Source organism: Vibrio sp. Scap24 (genome assembly GCF_013394185.1).
Lineage (GTDB): Bacteria > Pseudomonadota > Gammaproteobacteria > Enterobacterales > Vibrionaceae > Vibrio > Vibrio pomeroyi.
The window spans coordinates 763,008-780,594 of record NZ_CP041333.1 but is presented as its reverse complement, the minus strand read 5'-3'; the positions used below and the strand labels follow the sequence as shown (position 1 = coordinate 780,594).

Annotated in this window: 13 protein-coding genes; all 13 read right to left on the bottom strand. The window is 42.0% G+C overall.

The genetic code is table 11. From position 1 onward, the window contains the following. Positions 1-16 precede the first annotated feature (16 nt). Positions 17-565, bottom strand: coding sequence for an RNA-binding S4 domain-containing protein (locus FLM53_RS19045; RefSeq protein WP_176679836.1), 549 nt, complete (start codon positions 563-565; stop codon positions 17-19). Between the two features lie 78 nt (positions 566-643). Continuing rightward, positions 644-1,933 carry an ATP-binding protein gene (locus FLM53_RS19040; RefSeq protein ID WP_176679837.1) on the bottom strand — a complete coding sequence of 430 codons (1,290 nt, stop codon included), beginning with the start codon at positions 1,931-1,933 and terminating at the stop codon, positions 644-646. Between the two features lie 19 nt (positions 1,934-1,952). Continuing rightward, complete coding sequence (locus tag FLM53_RS19035; RefSeq protein WP_017064732.1) at positions 1,953-2,657, bottom strand: response regulator; 705 nt, start codon at positions 2,655-2,657, stop codon at positions 1,953-1,955. Positions 2,658-2,896: 239 nt separating this feature from the next. Next, a complete protein-coding gene (locus FLM53_RS19030; RefSeq protein ID WP_176679838.1) occupies positions 2,897-6,844 on the bottom strand; it encodes a zinc-dependent metalloprotease in 3,948 nt (1,315 codons plus the stop codon). A gap of 72 nt (positions 6,845-6,916) precedes the next feature. Continuing rightward, on the bottom strand, positions 6,917-7,756 hold the full coding sequence (locus tag FLM53_RS19025) for a hypothetical protein (RefSeq protein ID WP_017064734.1): 840 nt from the start codon (positions 7,754-7,756) through the stop codon (positions 6,917-6,919). 55 nt (positions 7,757-7,811) lie between these two features. Beyond that, positions 7,812-8,645, bottom strand: a complete 834-nt coding sequence (locus FLM53_RS19020) for an ABC transporter ATP-binding protein (protein WP_004730377.1) — start codon at positions 8,643-8,645, stop codon at positions 7,812-7,814. A gap of 2 nt (positions 8,646-8,647) precedes the next feature. After that, positions 8,648-9,517 (bottom strand): ABC transporter ATP-binding protein, encoded by an 870-nt coding sequence (locus FLM53_RS19015; RefSeq protein ID WP_176679839.1) that lies wholly within the window; start codon positions 9,515-9,517, stop codon positions 8,648-8,650. A gap of 13 nt (positions 9,518-9,530) precedes the next feature. After that, positions 9,531-11,354, bottom strand: coding sequence for an extracellular solute-binding protein (locus FLM53_RS19010; protein WP_176680079.1), 1,824 nt, complete (start codon positions 11,352-11,354; stop codon positions 9,531-9,533). A gap of 16 nt (positions 11,355-11,370) precedes the next feature. After that, complete coding sequence (locus tag FLM53_RS19005; RefSeq protein ID WP_055319461.1) at positions 11,371-12,414, bottom strand: ABC transporter permease; 1,044 nt, start codon at positions 12,412-12,414, stop codon at positions 11,371-11,373. A gap of 2 nt (positions 12,415-12,416) precedes the next feature. After that, complete coding sequence (locus FLM53_RS19000) at positions 12,417-13,439, bottom strand: ABC transporter permease subunit (protein WP_055319460.1); 1,023 nt, start codon at positions 13,437-13,439, stop codon at positions 12,417-12,419. A 368-nt stretch (positions 13,440-13,807) separates the two neighbouring features. After that, on the bottom strand, positions 13,808-15,427 hold the full coding sequence (gene yejF, locus FLM53_RS18995) for a microcin C ABC transporter ATP-binding protein YejF (protein WP_176679840.1): 1,620 nt from the start codon (positions 15,425-15,427) through the stop codon (positions 13,808-13,810). Between the two features lie 9 nt (positions 15,428-15,436). Then, positions 15,437-16,459: an ABC transporter permease gene (locus tag FLM53_RS18990; protein WP_048608646.1), complete on the bottom strand. Its 1,023-nt coding sequence runs from the start codon at positions 16,457-16,459 to the stop codon at positions 15,437-15,439. A 31-nt stretch (positions 16,460-16,490) separates the two neighbouring features. Next, positions 16,491-17,579, bottom strand: coding sequence for a microcin C ABC transporter permease YejB (locus FLM53_RS18985; RefSeq protein ID WP_004730359.1), 1,089 nt, complete (start codon positions 17,577-17,579; stop codon positions 16,491-16,493). Positions 17,580-17,587 lie beyond the last annotated feature (8 nt).

The following is a 17,587-nucleotide window of genomic DNA, read 5'->3' as shown; positions in this document are numbered from 1 at the left end:
GTTTTAGAGCTGTAGTTTAGAAGAATTCGATAGAGTTACGGCCGCTTTTATCATCACGTGTTGGCTTAGGCGTATCCGCTTTCTTTTTCGGCTTGTTTTCTTTCTTCTTCTCTTTTTTCTCTTTCTTAGGTTCAGCTTTAGCGCTTAGCATATCTGCAGTGCTGCGCTGTGATTCTTTCTTGCTTGAACCCTTTTTAGATTGGCCTTTCTTCGCCTTGTTATTTTGTTTAGGCGCTTCTTTCTTTTTCGGCTTTTCTGAATCTTCTTGTACTGGCTGATCACATACCACTACATAGTATTCTTGGTTGAATTCGAAAAAATCACCATCGTACATCTTGCGGCGCTTACGCGTTTCTAGTTCACCATTTACCGCTACGTAGCCTTCTGAAATAATGTGTTTAGCTTCACCGCCACCGCTTACTAGATTAGCAATTTTAAACACTTTGTAGAGCTCAATTGGCTGAGAAGAAACATCGATACCAATGGCTTCAATTTCAATCTCTTCGCCTTCTTCACCGTGCTCATAACCTTCGTAATCAGCGTCTTCGTAATGTTCTTGGTCCATGGTGACCTCTACCTAAATATGTACTTCTGAAATATTGGGCGCAGTGTAATCGTAAAACAAGTAAATGACCATGTTGAATTATGGCTCAAGCCTAGGAAACGACAACGCAAAACACGCACCATCCAAATAGCTTTCGCCAACTGTCACATGTGCTTGGTGTCGGTCACACACTTGTTTGACGATAGCCAGCCCTAAGCCATGACCCGTTTTTCCCTTGTTCCTAGCTGCATTAGCACTGTAAAAAGGATCAAACAGATAAGGCCAATGCTCAGTTTCAACGCCTTTGCCGTCATCGTGAACTTCAATAACAAATTCATTGTCGGTATACCACAACTCAATAACGATCTTAGTATCAGCAAACTTAAAAGCATTCCTTACTATATTATCCACCGCCCGATTGAATAACTTTAGATCGACATAAAAAGAGGCTGGGACTTTTAGTGGCACCTTAATGAGATCGAGTGTTGTCTCTTTCTCCCAAATGCTAAAACGCTCGTTTAGCCATTCATTGGCATCAATAGGTTGCTTAAGCAATTCGAAGCCCCCTCTTTCCAATCGAGCGTAATACAATAGCTCATCAACCATGTCTTCCATTTCATCCGTATCAGCAAGAATACGGGCTATCGCTTTAGATTGTTGCGGAGTTGGTGCTAAATCACTCAACAACTCAGCCTGCCACTGAATTCGGAATATAGGCGTCCTTAGCTCGTGAGCAACAGCATTAGTCAAAGACTTATTACTATTGATTAAGTCTCTTATCTTGTCCGCCATAACATTAAAGCTACGGTTTAACGTACCTAATTTTATGCTATTTTTTTCGGAAGCTCTTTCTAGTAGCTCTCCATGAGAAAAAGCAACCGTCGCCATTTCAAGGTTATTTAATCGGCGCTTGATTCTCCAAACCAAAAACAAGCCGCTAAACGCAAAACCTGCTATTGCAAACACCCAAATAAGACGGTTTTCAAATTTGATTTGCTTCCTCAGATAAGAATTTTTGTTCTTAGATAACTCATATAAATCATCACTTCCAACTAACCTTAACCACAGGAAGTATTCGTCATGGTAGTAAACATTTCGGCCTTGCTGCTGAAACGCTTTTCTCACTAGCTCTGGAGCGTTATCAAAAGGTATGATTCGCAGGTTCTGCCGAGTCTTATCCGCATAACTCTTTAATAGATTCTGCGTTTCAAGCAAACCTTTTTCACGGAAAACCACATCAATTAATTCTTGATAAGCTTCTGCTTCATGGTCTCGTAATATGTATTCGTAGTCAGTGCTTAACTTGTAAACAATAAAAGCATAGGAATATATACTCACTAAGAAGATGACTGTCAGCCCCGCTAGGTATTCAAAATAGATACGTCGCATATTATTTATTCAGCTACCGTTACCAACGTTCTGGTACGAACAAGTAGCCTTTACCTCTTACAGTGATGATCTTTTTAGGTGGAACAGTTATGTCATTAAGCTTTTTACGTAAGATTACGATTTTGTTGTCGATAAAGCGGTCAATGCCATCGTAATCAATACCTCTCAACTGTTGAGTCAAAAAATTACGTGACAACACCTGTTCTGGCGAGGAAGCCAATAGCCAAAGCAGTTCAAATTCACTCTCCGCTATGGATATATCTTTTCCAATATGCGTACAGGCTTTGGTTGTGCGGTTTAAATTTAACTTACCAAAAACTAACTCATTCTTACTCACTTCAGCACTTATTGAACTGTCAGGAGTGCGACGCAAAAGCATCCTCACTCGAGCAAGTAATACTCTTTGGCGAATTGGTTTACTAATAAAGTCATCGGCGCCAGTTTCTAACGCTGCAACATGGTCAAAATCATCATCACTAGCTGTAAGAATGAGTATCTTTCCCTTAAACTGACTCCGGACTTGCCTACAGATAGTTAGCCCATCAACTTCTGGCAACATAAGATCAAGTAGAACAATGTCGGGCTGAATATTTAAGATTTGCTCACTCGCTGATGCGCCATCAGAAATAGTGATTACATCAAAAGATTGGCTTTCAAAATATTCCTGTAACATCTCTCTTAAGATGGGATCGTCTTCTACGATCACTAGTTTCGGGTTGGTCATAAATCCTTCTCACCATTCCTATTGCTACCTTGCGAACCCCCGCCTCTCTATTGCGAAATTCAGCACATTCTTTTACATAGCTTATATTTATAAAAGCAACAAAAACATCTATATAACATATAAATAAAAGGTAATGCAGCTAAAAATAGACCAAAAGCTCTTAATTTTAGACTCAAAAAAACCGGTCACCTTAGTAAGGTAACCGGTTCAATTTATGGGTTTAATTAAACATTTGTTGTCTAGTCATCATAAACAGGGAACTGTTCAAATGCGCGACGGTAATTCACGTACTCATTAGAGCTCCATAACCTCAATTCTTCTGGGTCATAGCTGTACACTTCTTTATGAGCCGCATTTGTGGAACTGGTGTTGTTATCCGCAATCTGATTACCAAAGATTTGTGCTAAATCGAATATACGTTCGTGCTCTTCATCTTCGAATTTACCAATCGAGCTATTTTGTACCGTCTGCAAACTGGATTGAGAGTTACACTTACGTTTCATGTGCTCTTCGGTCGACTCGCCATCGACTTTAAATCGTAAACACTTCTGACCATCTTCATCATATTCTTCGAACTGATTATCAAACATAAAAAAGCGTGCGAAACCAGTGGTGTCACGAAGAGCAACGAGCGCCTCTTTATCACCGACAGCGATAATACGGGCTTCGTTGCGATCTCGCGTATTCTTAAACACAGACAGCGCGTTACGGACTCGGTAAGGCAAACCGTTTAATTTTTCTACGCGAGCTTGCTGCTCTTCTGTGTATAAGGCGCGTGAAGCTAAAGCATTTGCAAGTGTGTTACGTGAACTCAACGAGTAATTTGTCCCTTTCCAAGTAAAGTTAATCCCATCTTCGTCGGCAAAACTACTATTTGCATAGTTGACATGGATAGAGTCGCTAAAACCAGATACTGAGTCACTCAAACCATATTCATTTGCACGATTATACTTGTTTAGGTTAGCCAATAAGGTTCCAAAGTACGGCACCTTCGTATCTTGGCTAGCTCCCTCAGTCCAATACACAAATGCTTCATTACCGCCCATTGAGAAATAGCGCTTCATTGGCCACAGGTATGAAGGTGTAGCCTCAATTGTTTCAGTAATGTCTTGTTTGTATTTCAGAACCGTTTCTACGTAATCCCCTTTCCCATCAACAAAGATAGCTTGGCGAGCTTCAGCTCTACCCGTTAAATCGGATAGATACGTATACAAGTGTGAAATTTTGTCTGACATATCAACCAACGCTAAGCTCGAATTCTCAGTTGATTTGAATGGTGTATCACGCCTAACTAACATCTGTGCTGCTAGTAGTTTGTCTGGCCATACGCCTAACAAATCGACAGAAGAAGACGATGTTTGATAAGGGTTGTTCGCTTTTAAACTCGCCCATACTTTTCCATCTCGAGTTTCAGAGCGAATGACGATCTCGTTAGCTTGACTTGCTAACATCTGAACTAATTCCTCATCAAAACAACTGGTTGGAACATCGCGATTTTGCGACATGCCACCTTGGTAGGTTAACCAAAGGTCAGATAACTTAGCGAAACGATAGCGGTTAGGAACTCCGACAACACCACTCAATTCTTCTAATTCACAAACTTTATCTGGTGCTGTTAGCACTTCTAAAAAGAAGTCTGCTGCCAAATTTGCTGCATTATAAGTATCACAAATTGGACGAACACCCGCAGACAAGTTCTCTAATGGAATAGCGTTACCGCGAAAATCCACACAGTTGTTTCCGGCTATTTCTTCAAAAACCTGCCCTTTGTTATTCGTCGTATTTGCACCTAAGTAACGAGCAAACATAAAGTCAATTTCACCAACATTTTCAACGATATCGCGAATTTTTTGGAACTCCCCCATTCGATATAAGAAGTAACTATATTGATGAAATTGTTCAAATCTCTCACGTCCATTTCTTTGGTTAACCGTGTCGTAGCTATCTTTGTATCGCTGAATTCTAAACTCAGTGGCTTCTTGAAGGCTTGTACCTTCATCAAAGCGGTCGCACAACAAGTTAGTGGTCGTATGTTCATCCGTACAATAGCGATAGCTCACTAACGAATCTGGAATACCATTTTGACCAGCGTTAGCTCTCAAGTGTGCAATAACACCCGTCGGATAAACCTTATAGTCATTAGATAACTGACGGTCATACTCAGCCAAAGAATAGACTTTGCGTTTTTGTGCTCCAGTGGCGTCTACTACAGCGACATCGTCTCCCTCGCTATTGGTGTTAACGATAAGTTCATTTGTTTCAACCTGACGAGCATAAGCGAAACGTAAAGCGGCCTTGTCATACTTACCGAACGTCAACAGTTCATCAAATATTGATGCACCGTAATCCATGATCGAACTGTACGCAGCTGGCTTATCAAGGTGCCCAATTTTGCTTTGTTCAAGCTCAGCCTCTGTATAAAAATGGCTTTCGTCCGTTGAACCCATAAAGTTATGACGTAAACCAAGGTTATGCCCGAGCTCATGAATCAATGTTGATTTAAACATATGCTTTGAAATCGCTTGGCTTGCTAGCTTCTGCTGATCAATCGTTAGCGCTTCCCACGTTTTCATTTTGCTTTGATCAGCATCGGCGAAGAAGCCACCTTGGATATAGTCTAAACCCTTCACTAAGCCCTTTGACTGGGTACTTAACCACATCGCATCAACGCTATATACATTCTGCTCAGAGAATCGCTTCAACATATCTTGGCGTTTATAGAATGATTGCAAAGCGAGGTCTTGGTTACTGGTATCGTATTTGAAATCCAAATCGGCTTCAGGCAGTGAATCGACTAAATTATCTTTGCCCACCAAATTAATTTCGCGTTCACTCAACGCTGGAACATTGATCGAAGGTCCTCGAGCTTCCTCGAGCATTTTATTGAACAAATCGATCTCGGTTGGCTCAGAGCTTGATTTCGAAGCGTTGCTTTTTTCCGCCACAACCACAGGTTGTACTTTTTCAATTTCTTGGCGGTTGTAACGCTTAGCGAGATCATTCCACGTATGGCGACTTGCGGAACGAATCACACCTAAATATTGGTTAACATGCGCATGAATAATTTCACCCGTTAATGGGTTAGTGGCAGATGGGCCATAGCCAAGAAGTCCGTTGTCAACTGGATCCGCGATCAGGTTGAATACGTTGTAACGTAAGTCACCCGTTTTTACACCCGCTTTCTTGTCACTATTAACAATGTTAATGCGAGGAACACCTGTGCCTTCTAATGACTGATTTACCTCTTTCATGGTATCGAGCGTAAGTTGCAGGTACGCTTCATTGCCATCATCGAAGTAGCTGTCGCTTAAGTAGTAATCGATCGACTCTAACTTGGGATTGAATCGGTTAATATAAGAAAAACGAGAACCCTGTACGTTACTCTCACCAGTGTGAGTTTTTACTTCTTTGCTATCGTTGAAGAACCCAAAGTATGCGCTGTCTTGGCCTTGGTAATAGATAGGTTCGTAATTTTCACTTGCTAACTTATCAAGCTTAACAAGAGAATAGAAAAAACGTGTTTTGAATGATAAGTCTTTAAGCTCGCCACCAAACTGGTATTGATCTTCCGCTTCTGCAGTAAAGGTTCGCTCTACTTCAACGTTAATTACCCCACCTTCAGGATCGTATTCGTATGAAATCAAACGGGGCTCTGCAGACTCCGTAACATTACTGGAGGTATACCAAGCTCTAATTGTGTCTTGAGATAGTGATTTAATCTCTTCATATTTAGGCACAAAGTGTGTGGCTTGATCCCAAGAAACGTCTTCATCTGCGTTAATTTCTTCTTTATTTGTACATTCGCCATAACCGTTCTCAGCACAGCGATACTGGCGAAATTCTCCAGGAATTTTAAGCACAGGAGCACGGTTAATTTCCGTATCCCAACGACTTTCATCTGTCGAATTCACTTTGTCGCGATCAACTTCTTCGACATAAATACCATTAGTTTCATCAAAACGAAGCGTAACTAACTTTGGATCGCCTTGGAAAAAACCACGCTGAGTCATAGCATAGCGAGGAGCTTCACCAGTTGACGGCATGTACATCCAAAGTGATTCCGTATCTAAAGATTGAACAGAAATCTCTTCGGTTGGTTTTTCATAGGTGTCATAGGCACGATCTTCGGCCCCACACCCGCTGAGGATCGTGGCAATACTTGCTGCGATAATTGCTTGTTTAAACATAATTTACCTATATTTATAATTATATTACATTTTTACTTCTAACTATTTAAATTCAATGCGAACGGAGCAATATTAGAATTGATAGTTAATCACTGCGTAATAAGTTGTTTTCTTTAAATCGACTAAATCATTAAGAGGGTTTGAGCCTCTTTCTGGATTGTAATAACTAATGCCATTAGTCAAACCAGCAGAAATAGAAATACTCTTAGTTATTTGGTAACCCACCTCTTCCCCATGTAATAAAGTTGGGTCAAACGTGCTCCCGTTATAATCCCATGACTGTCTAGGCATTACGAAAATGTTAAAATAGAAGTCTTCTGCAAAAACATAATCAAGAGAAAATTGGCTGCTCAATTGGTATTCAATAAGCTGATTACCACCAGCTGTTTTATATTCGTGAAAGTTTTTTCTAAGTAATAACGTATTACTTAATGAAAGCCCTTCAATCCAATTATCGAATGGAGCACTCCACCTGACTTTCAACCTAGTTCCTAACGTTAGATCGTTCCTCCTTGACCATTTGGACGTTGGCAATATTACTCTTACCTCACCACTCAGTGATGAACCATCAGTTGGTTTGAATAGTCCATTTCGCCCCCATGAGATGGACGTATCATTCCAGAACTGTCCCCTAGTCCCATATTCATCACCGTCGGACAAGTGGTAACCTGACGCCACAACTTGGAGTCGAGATTTGTCTGAAAACGAATATCGGACAACGCCAGTTGCAGAAGCCGAACGGTTTGCTAAAGACGCACTGTCTTCATATCCGTTTCGAGAATAGTCAGCACTAATGTATCCAGACCAAGGGTTTTCATTGTTTTTGGACTCCCACTCATCTTGCAAATTATTTGCTAGGGCGAGCGAAGGCGCCACCAGCATGAACGCTGGCAACATAAGTAGTTTATTCATATTTTCCTTCTTGTATTACACTTCCGTATTATATCTACATTTTCTTTTTCCAGTTTTAAGCCTGTTTAGCTAACCTCGTTGTTTTTATTTTATTCCTTTGAGATGGATGCGTTATTGGAATCGACGCCAATAGAGTTTTTGTATATTCTTCTTTTGGGTTTTTATAAACGTCTTCCACACTTCCAAACTCAATTATTTTACCTTTTTTCATTACGACCACATTATCTGAAATGTGCTTAACGACAGAGAGATCATGTGAAATAAAAATAATGGAAAGGTTCATCTCTTTTTGTATTTTTAGTAATAAGTTCAATATCTGTGCTTGCACAGAAACATCTAATGCCGATACTGACTCATCGCAAATCAATAACTTTGGCTTTAATGCTATTGCTCTTGCTATGCCTATACGCTGCCTTTGCCCTCCAGAAAACTCGTGCGGATAACGGGTTACGGCGGAGTGAGGTAATCCGATCTTATCGAGTAGCTCTAAAACCCATTGCTTTCGGTCTTTCTTTGAACCAATCCCATGAATAATAAAAGGTTCTTCAAGTATGCCGCCTACTGTATGCCTCTGATTCAATGATTCTAGAGGATCCTGAAATACAATCTGCATATCTCGACGAAGTGGACGCATTCTTTTTGTACTGTAATGGGTGATGTCTTCACCTTCGAAAAAGATCTTCCCAGCGGATGGCTCATACAGTTTGAGCAATGTTCTACCAAGCGTACTTTTCCCGCATCCCGACTCTCCAACCAAACCTAACGTCTCACCTTGCTTCACTGAGAATGAAACGCCGTCAACAGCCTTGATTACATAACCTTTCTTAAATAGGTTCTTACCTGATAGAAAATGCTGCTTTAGCCCTTCAATTCTAATGACTTCTGACATAATCAACTCCCCATGTATTCTGGGAATTCATTCAAATCAATTGGGTTGATTTGAATGGTTTGTTTCGGCTCGACATTGAGATCTGGAATTAAGCTCAAGAGTCTTTTTGTATACGGATGTTGTGGGTGATCGAAAAGTTCGAAAATTTCTGCATGCTCAACAATACGTCCGTCATACATCACAGCGACTTCATCGCAAATTTCCGCAACAACACCTAGATCATGAGTGATAAAGATCACTGCCATCCCGGTCTCTTCTTGAAGCTCTCTTATCAGTTCCAAAATTGATGCTTGAACCGTTACATCTAATGCAGTCGTCGGCTCATCGCATATCAAGATGTCAGGCTTACATGCAAGAGCTATCGCAATCATTACCCTTTGTCGCATACCCCCTGACAGGCTATGAGGATATTCTTTAAAACGTAGTTTCGGCATTGGAATTTCAACTTTCTCAAGCAAACCAATTGCGTACTCTATCTTTTCAGACTTAGACATCTGGCTATGGTGCAAATCCAGAACCTCGACAATCTGCTTGCCAATTGTCTGAACAGGGTTCAAGGCAGTCATAGGGTCTTGGAAAATGATTGAGATACGGTTCCCACGCATCTTATGCATCTCATGTTCAGGTACCTCTGTAAGGTCTGTATCACGATAAATTATTTTTCCAGCCGTGACCTTTCCATAAGGCTTAGGAAGTAGTCCCATAATAGACATGGAAGTTACGCTCTTCCCACTGCCCGACTCTCCAACCAAACCGAGTGTTTTGCCTGATTTCACGTCAAAGGACACACCTTTCAGTATCTTGACAATGCCCTCATCAGTATTGAACTCTGCTTCTAAGTCACGAACTTTTAATATAATATTTTGGTTCATTCCACGGTCATCCTTAGAGCTTATATCTGTCATCAATGATGGTGATGGGTGGATATGCCTTACCTTCTTTAGAAGCCAACTGAGTTTCTTCTTTTAGGTCTGTATCAACCCAGAAATTACTGGTATCTAAAATATTAAACATAGCGCCAGTCTTCTTCGTCATTGGGTTCTTTGGGAACTTAATCCAACGCCAGTAGGCATCTCGCGTATAAGGCACCATATAGCCAGGCACAATCACATACGCATCCTTTATTTTTCTTTGGATGTTCTGAGATAGCTGCTGTTTTCTTTCCATATCAAACTCAGAAATAAACGCCTCAATTTTTTGATCTAGCTCTGGTGAACTGAAATTTGTATGGTTATTAGTTTGAGGACGGTTGGCATTTGTCGAGTGAAAATACTCTTTGTAAGCTGGTATCTCCCCTCCGCCCATATTAAGAAAAGCAAGCTGGTGCTTTTTCTCGAGAATAAATTTGAATGCAGCAGAACCATCGACAAGGTTTAAGTCTAGCTCTAAACCAGCTAACTTCGCTTGCTCTTTTAGATAGGCAATTCTTGGTGTCCAAATGTTGTAGCCATACGTAATCTTGAAACTCAAACGAAGCCCATTAGCATTCATTCGGATACCATCAGAACCGATACTATCGAAGCCTGCAGATTCAAAATAACCAATCGCAAGTTCAGGCCTAAACGGTGGCGGCTCTACGCCTTCTAAATCGTATTTTCCATGCCCAAACCCCATAGCATGAGGTTTTCTAGAGTAATCGCCTCGTAACACGTTTTTGATCATGCCGTCGAAATCAGTCGCGTACGTGATGCCTTTCCGAACATTAATGTCGTTCAGCAGTGGCATGGATGTATTGATCCATAAACCGCCAGCGCCTTGTGGCCTTTGATTAAAGCCCCAGAATTTCTGTATAAAGCCATGACTAAAAGGTTCTGAGTTAGTTTTCTCATGCCACAGTTGAGGCTGTACCATTGCAAACGTGTCTAACTTTCCTTTTTCAAAATGCTTGCGTGCAATATCACTATCACGAATTACCTTGATGCGAAGTTTTTCCACGTTAAATCGGTTTTTATAATATTTATTTCCGTAACCCCACCAGCTATCACCAACATGTGAAAACGTAATGCTGCGGCCTTTATTTACTTTTGATATAAAATAAGGCGATGTTGTTGGTTCTGGCTTGAAGTTGTATTTGCGAACAAAATTATCATCCATGCCATCCTTATTCCCATCATTAATATCAACAAAATGATGCTTGGGACGAGGCTGGACTCCGTGACTCGGCATATTGATAAGAGCCATAAGTTCATCATTACTTTTAGGCTCGGCCATCGTAATACTTATCGTATAGTCATCGAATTTTTCAACGGTCGTGATGCTATTGCGGAAAAAGTCGCTATACCAAGGATCAATAATGTCTTTGGAACGGTAATACGTAAGCATAAATAGATAGTCGTCAGCCGTTACCGCTTCCCCGTCAGACCATTTCGCGTCAGGATTCAGTTTGAAATAAACCGTCTGGTGATCGTTCCCAAATGCCCATTCATTCGCCAGTTGTGGAATCCAATTGTCGGTATTTGGATGTCGTTGTGCCAATTTAGGCGTGCCATCCATTAAATAGAAACGAATACCTGAATTCGCGTCGGGGCCCACTGAACGTAATGTTTGTGGGAAACTAGGCATAAAGCTACGTAAAGTACCGCCACGCTTAGCCTCTTCAGAAGCAAAAACGGGATCATCCCAATTACTTTGCCATTCCAAGTTATTTGGTGTTTGTTGTGCTTGAGCGAAGAAACTCAACAACAAAGCGAATAGTCCGTATCTGTACATCATCACTTCCTAGTGCCTATCTATAAACTGTGTATTTTTTGGGATCAAAAGCCGTTCTTATCGCTTCACCGATGAATGTAACCATGACCAACACACCGACTATTGCCGTCACAACAGAGCCAACAATCCATGGCGAATCTAGATTCGACTTGCCTTGTTGAAGAAGCTCTCCCCAGCTTGGGGTCGGTGGAATAAGACCTAAACCTAAGTAGTCCAGTGCAGTTAATGCAGTGATATTGGCTGCAATAGTGAAAGGCGCCAGAGTGACGATCATCACCATAGTGTTGGGTAAAATATGATTGAAGAGGATTCTTGCTGTTGATGCTCCTAGCGCCTTTGCAGCTAACACATACTCTCGAGCAGATTCTCTGTAGGTCATCGTTCGCATGTACCAAGTAATGCCCATCCATCCAAAAGTCACATTGATCAATACAAACAGCATGAATGTGGGTTGTGCTATCGAGACCAAAATCATGATCACGTAGAGGAACGGCACCATTGACCAAGTCTCAATGGCTCTTTGAACAATCAGATCAAATTTGCCACCAAAGAAACCCATCGCACACCCCACCGTTACACCAATGCTGTATGCGATGACCATAGTTATCAGAGCAAACCCCATTGCTGTTCTAAACCCGTAAACCAATCGAGCTAAAATATCCCTCCCGATTACGTCAGTGCCCAAATAGTGCTTTGAGTAAGCACTTGGAGCATGTGGCGGATATTCACCCGAGAAGTCTTGTTCATACGGATTCCAAGGCACCAAAGGTAAAATCGCAAAGTCACCATTGTTTTTATCTTTAAGCGCTAATTGAAGTATTCGATAGTTTGCCTCTCCCGAAGACTCCAAACCAAATGTCTTGCCGGAGTAAACATCAGATACAATTGGAAAGTAATATTCCCCCTGATAACGCACCACTAAAGCCTTACTGTTGATCAACGCTTCAGCAAAAAGAGACAGTAATAACATTACAGATAGAATGATCAGCGACCAGTATCCACGCTTTATTTGTTTGAATCGCTTGATCTGCTTTAGCGTCAACGGATTTAATTTAATCATCATCAAGCTCCAAACTTCACTCTAGGATCGACCAATGCAACGCAGACATCAGACAAGATATTGCCAAGTAGCAATATGCAGGCGTTGATTGCGACAATACCCATAACCACTGGGTAATCTCTTTCTACAATTGATTCATAACCAAGCAGGCCTATGCCATTAATATCGAAAATGACTTCAATTAAGAAAGAGCCCGTCATGAAGAAAAGAAGAGAGTTGCCAAAGTGGCTAGCGATTGGGATTAAACTATTGCGTAGTGCGTGTTTACGAATCGCCTCTCTAAAAGGCAAACCTTTAGCGATAGCAGTGCGAATGTAATCTGACGATAAGTTTTCCATCAAATTATTCTTCATGGTCATGGTTAACGTCGCAAAGTCACCTATCAGATAACAAAGCAAAGGTAAGACCGCATGCCACAAAATATCAGTAATTTGCTCTGAGAAAGTATTGAAGTCGTCGAAGTCATCATCCACAAAGCCCCCCATTGGGAACCACTCTAGGTGATAACTGAAAAACGTAATAAGAAGCACGCCGACCACATATCCTGGTAAGGCATAGCCGACAAAAATCATGATTGATGAAACAGAATCAAAGACGCTGCCGTGCTTCATCGCCTTAAAATAACCAAGAGGAATAGAGACAAAATAACTAATGAAAAAGGTCACACCACCATACATAGCAGAGACTGGCAGGCGCTCAAAAATCATGTCACTGACCGGTTCGTAGTAGCGTGTCGACTCGCCTAGATCAAAATGAACAAGTCGAACTAGCCATTCGAGATACGCTTCCGTTACCGGCTTATCCAATCCATAAAATTTATTAAGATCGGCGAGTTGGTCTTCAGACAAAGCTGAGTTTTGGCCAACGAGACTAGACGCACCACCATCCCCTTGAGGCTGCATGTTAGCGAGCATCCTCTCGACAGGGCCACCTGGAACAAAACGCGTAATCGCGAATATCAAAATCGTAATACCAAGAAACGTAGGTACAACTAAAGCAAAACGTTTCAGTAAATATGCAATCATCCTAACTAGCCAAATTCCATTTAAAGCAATATTTCATCAATTTAATCAATAAAACAAAGTAGTCAAATGGTTACATTTACCTACATTAACTTACAATTGCATTTAGTTTGGATTAATTTACTTAATAAATTTTAATATTAATAATCAAAAGCTTAAATTGGACACCAGAAAGGAATTTTGAATTAGAAGGTGTGGGTAATCTTTGTTTGTAACTTAGAAAGTGAACTGCTTAGACAATTCAAACATGTTTGTAAGCTGCATTGATATGGTGACAAATCGAAATCAAATACAAAAAAATCGCCATTGTTAAACAGAAGCGATTTATTGGTCTAATGAAAGAGGAGTTAATCTATGAATAATGTATTTGGCTACACACCACCAACGTTCGAGAGATTCACCAACTGCTTGGTATATTCATGTTGCGGATTACCAAACAAAGTCTCAGTGTCGCCCTTCTCTATCACCTCACCCGCTTTCATCACGATGGTGTAATGACAGAGGGATTTCACGACATTCAAATCATGGCTAATAAACAAATAGGTCAGGCCATACTTTTCTTGAAGTGACTTCAGCAAATCCAACACTTGAGCTTGAACCGTTCTGTCGAGTGACGACGTCGGTTCATCTAACAAGATAAACTCTGGCTTCAGAATCAGAGCTCGCGCAATCGCGATACGCTGCCTTTGTCCACCAGAAAATTCGTTGGGGTAACGGTGGCGAGTTTCAGGGTCAAGATCGACCTCTTTCATAACGTCACAGATGCGTTGGTCTAGTTCAGTATCGTCCAATTGTTGATGCACTAACAAACCTTCACCAATCACTTGCGCGACCGACATTCTTGGGTTTAACGCAGAGAACGGGTCTTGAAAGACAACTTGCATACGGCTTCGAAACGGCAACATCTGTTGACGGTTTAAGCCTTGAAGCTGTTCGCTCGAATAAGTAATTGAACCTTCACTCTCCACAAGCTTTAAAATCGCCATACCGGTTGTTGATTTACCCGAGCCACTCTCACCGACTAAGCCGATGGAATGCCCTTTCTTCAAGGTAAACTCCATATCCGTGACGGCTTTAACATGCGAAATAGTACGCTTGAACAAACCGCCCGTAATCGGGAACCAAACACGCAGCTGGTTCACATCAAGCAGAGGTTTGCTTTCTGGTGATACGGGAACAGGCAAACCTTTTGGATCGGAATTAATGAGTTTCTGAGTGTAAGGGTGAGCAGGCGCGCTAAACAGCGTTTTGCAGTCGTTGCTTTCAACAAGACGGCCGTCTTTCATTACCGCGACTCTGTCGGCAATTTTACGAACGATACTCAAGTCATGAGTGATAAAGAGCATCGCCATACCGAGCTCTTGCTGTAGATCTTTTAACAGGTCGAGGATCTGCGCTTGTACCGACACATCTAATGCAGTTGTCGGCTCATCAGCAATAAGCAACTCTGGTTCATTAATAAGCGCCATCGCAATCATCACGCGCTGACGTTCCCCACCAGATAGCTCATGTGGGTACGCTGAAATCTTTTGCTCGGGGTATCGGATCCCAACCTTAGAAAGCCACTCTATCGCCAAGGCTTGTGCTTTGTTGGTTCGCATACCTCGGTGAATCGCGAGGGTTTCAACAAGCTGTTTGCCGATTCGATGAAGCGGATTTAGCGAAACCATAGGCTCTTGGAAGATCATACCGATACGGCCACCACGAATCCCACGCAGTTGCCTTTCAGAACAACTGAGAATATCGGTGCCAGAGAAATTGATCTTACCGTTTAAGTAATGAGACGAGCCTTTGGGTAAAAGCTTTAAAATCGAATTTGCCGTGACCGATTTACCGGAACCACTCTCACCCACTAGCGCGAGCGTTTCACCTTTGTATATCTCTAAAGAGACATCTTGTGTCACTTGTTCTATCGAGTTTTTTCGCCCGAAACCGACAGACAGTTTATCTATGGTCAAAACAGGAGAAGCAGGCGTTGTATTTGAAGTCATAACCTATCCTTACTTCTGTTGATGTGGGTCGAAGGCATCACGCACTGCTTCACCAACGAAGACAAGTAACGTAAGCATCAGTGAAAGCACGACGAAAGCAGAGATACCAAGCCAAGGTGCTTGTAAGTTCGCTTTACCTTGCGCCAAAAGCTCACCTAGCGAAGGCGAGCCCGCAGGAAGACCAAAGCCCAAGAAGTCTAATGAGGTCAATGTGGTCACTGAGCCAGAAAGGATAAACGGCATCATAGTTAATGATGCAACCATCGCATTGGGTAACATGTGGCGAAGCATAATGCGTTTGTCATCAACGCCCATGGCCTGCGCGGCTCGCACATAATCAAAGTTTCGACAGCGTAAAAATTCCGCTCGTACAATACCGACTAAACTCATCCAACTGAACAGCACCATAATCCCCAGCAACCACCAGAAATTTGGCTCAATAAAACTCGACAAAATAATCAACAAGAACAGGGTCGGCATACCAGACCAGACTTCAATGAAGCGCTGTCCGAATAGATCAACCCAACCACCGTAATAGCCTTGGGTTGCGCCAACGACGACACCGATCACGCTCGATACAATCGTCAGAATAAAACCAAACAGAACCGAAATACGGAAACCATAAATGATACGAGCTAATACATCTCGTCCTTTATCATCGGTTCCTAGCCAGTTCACCGAATCGGGTTCAGATGGCACCGCACCTGAAATATCGAAGTTTATCGTGTCGTAGCTAAACGGAATGATTGGCCACACGATGTAACCGCTGTCTTCGATGAGCTCAATAACATACGGATCTTTGTAATCGGCTTCGGTTTCAAACTCGCCACCAAACTCTGTCTCGGCGTATTCATTGATAACAGGCACAAACCACTGATTATCATAAGAAACCAAAAGTGGCTTATCGTTGGCAATGATTTCAGCGAACAGGCTCAAGCCAAACAAGATGGTAAATATCCATAGGGAGATAAAACCACGCTTGTTTGCTTTAAAACGTAACCAACGAGCTTCAGCTAAAGGGTTGTTAAACATTTATTATCAATACCTTGTTATTCGTTCGCCATTAACGCGCTTCAAAATCAATTCGAGGATCAACCCAGGTATAAGTCAGGTCGGAGATAATGCTCAGCACCAAGCCAAGCAAGGTCATGATATAGAGAGAGCTGAACACCACGGGATAGTCGCGTTGAATGGTCGATTCAAAGCCAAGCAGACCGATGCCTTCAAGTGAAAACATCACTTCAATCAACATAGAACCCGTGAAGAAAATACTAATAAATGCGCTTGGGAAACCCGCAATAATGATCAGCATGGCGTTACGGAAAACGTGCTTGTAAAGAATACTGCTCTCGTCTAAGCCTTTCGCTCTCGCAGTCACCACATATTGCTTATTGATTTCATCAAGGAAAGAGTTTTTGGTCAGCATGCTCAATGTGGCAAAGCCGCCAATGACCATCGCAAAAATAGGCAATGCCAAGTGCCAGAAGTAGTCGCCAATTTGCTGATACCAATTGAGCTGATCAAAGTTACTCGACACTAACCCACGCAATGGGAACCAACTGAAGTAGTTGCCACTCGCGAACAAAATAATCAGGATGATCGCAAACAGGAAGCCAGGGACCGCGTAACCGACAATCACTACCGCGCTAGACCAAATATCAAAGCGAGAGCCGTGATGTATCGCCTTCATAATGCCTAAGGGTATCGAAATCACATAGATTATTAGCGTACTCCACAACCCCAAGGAGATGGAGACAGGTAAACGCTCAATGATTAAATCAATCACGTTACCGCCCTTAAACAGGCTTTCACCAAAGTTAAAGGTCGCGTAGTTTTTCAACATATCGAAGTAGCGAACGTGAATCGGCTTATCAAAACCAAACTGCTTTTTGATCTCTTCAACCACTTCAGGGTCAAGCCCGCGTGAGCCTTTATAGCCACTGGCAGACGCTTGGTCACTTTCGCTTAAATCAACTTCTTGTCCACCACCAGAAAAGCGCTCCATGATGCCAGAGTTGTGCCCTTCTAATTGGGCAACGGCTTGTTCTACCGGGCCACCAGGGGCGATCTGAATGATGAAAAAGTTGATGGTGATGATCGCCCACAACGTGGGGATCACCAACAGTAAACGCCGAAATATATACGCGGCCATGCTAACTA

Excerpts from the sequence above, each read along its gene's own strand:
- FLM53_RS19045 (WP_176679836.1), bottom strand. The coding sequence starts at position 565 with ATGGACCAAGAACATTACGAAGACGCTGATTACGAAGGTTATGAGCAC.
- FLM53_RS19040 (WP_176679837.1), bottom strand. The coding sequence starts at position 1,933 with ATGCGACGTATCTATTTTGAATACCTAGCGGGGCTGACAGTCATCTTC.
- FLM53_RS19035 (WP_017064732.1), bottom strand. The coding sequence starts at position 2,657 with ATGACCAACCCGAAACTAGTGATCGTAGAAGACGATCCCATCTTAAGA.
- FLM53_RS19030 (WP_176679838.1), bottom strand. The coding sequence starts at position 6,844 with ATGTTTAAACAAGCAATTATCGCAGCAAGTATTGCCACGATCCTCAGC.
- FLM53_RS19025 (WP_017064734.1), bottom strand. The coding sequence starts at position 7,756 with ATGAATAAACTACTTATGTTGCCAGCGTTCATGCTGGTGGCGCCTTCG.
- FLM53_RS19020 (WP_004730377.1), bottom strand. The coding sequence starts at position 8,645 with ATGTCAGAAGTCATTAGAATTGAAGGGCTAAAGCAGCATTTTCTATCA.
- FLM53_RS19015 (WP_176679839.1), bottom strand. The coding sequence starts at position 9,517 with ATGAACCAAAATATTATATTAAAAGTTCGTGACTTAGAAGCAGAGTTC.
- FLM53_RS19010 (WP_176680079.1), bottom strand. The coding sequence starts at position 11,354 with ATGTACAGATACGGACTATTCGCTTTGTTGTTGAGTTTCTTCGCTCAA.
- FLM53_RS19005 (WP_055319461.1), bottom strand. The coding sequence starts at position 12,414 with ATGATTAAATTAAATCCGTTGACGCTAAAGCAGATCAAGCGATTCAAA.
- FLM53_RS19000 (WP_055319460.1), bottom strand. The coding sequence starts at position 13,439 with ATGATTGCATATTTACTGAAACGTTTTGCTTTAGTTGTACCTACGTTT.
- yejF (WP_176679840.1), bottom strand. The coding sequence starts at position 15,427 with ATGACTTCAAATACAACGCCTGCTTCTCCTGTTTTGACCATAGATAAA.
- FLM53_RS18990 (WP_048608646.1), bottom strand. The coding sequence starts at position 16,459 with ATGTTTAACAACCCTTTAGCTGAAGCTCGTTGGTTACGTTTTAAAGCA.
- FLM53_RS18985 (WP_004730359.1), bottom strand. The coding sequence starts at position 17,579 with ATGGCCGCGTATATATTTCGGCGTTTACTGTTGGTGATCCCCACGTTG.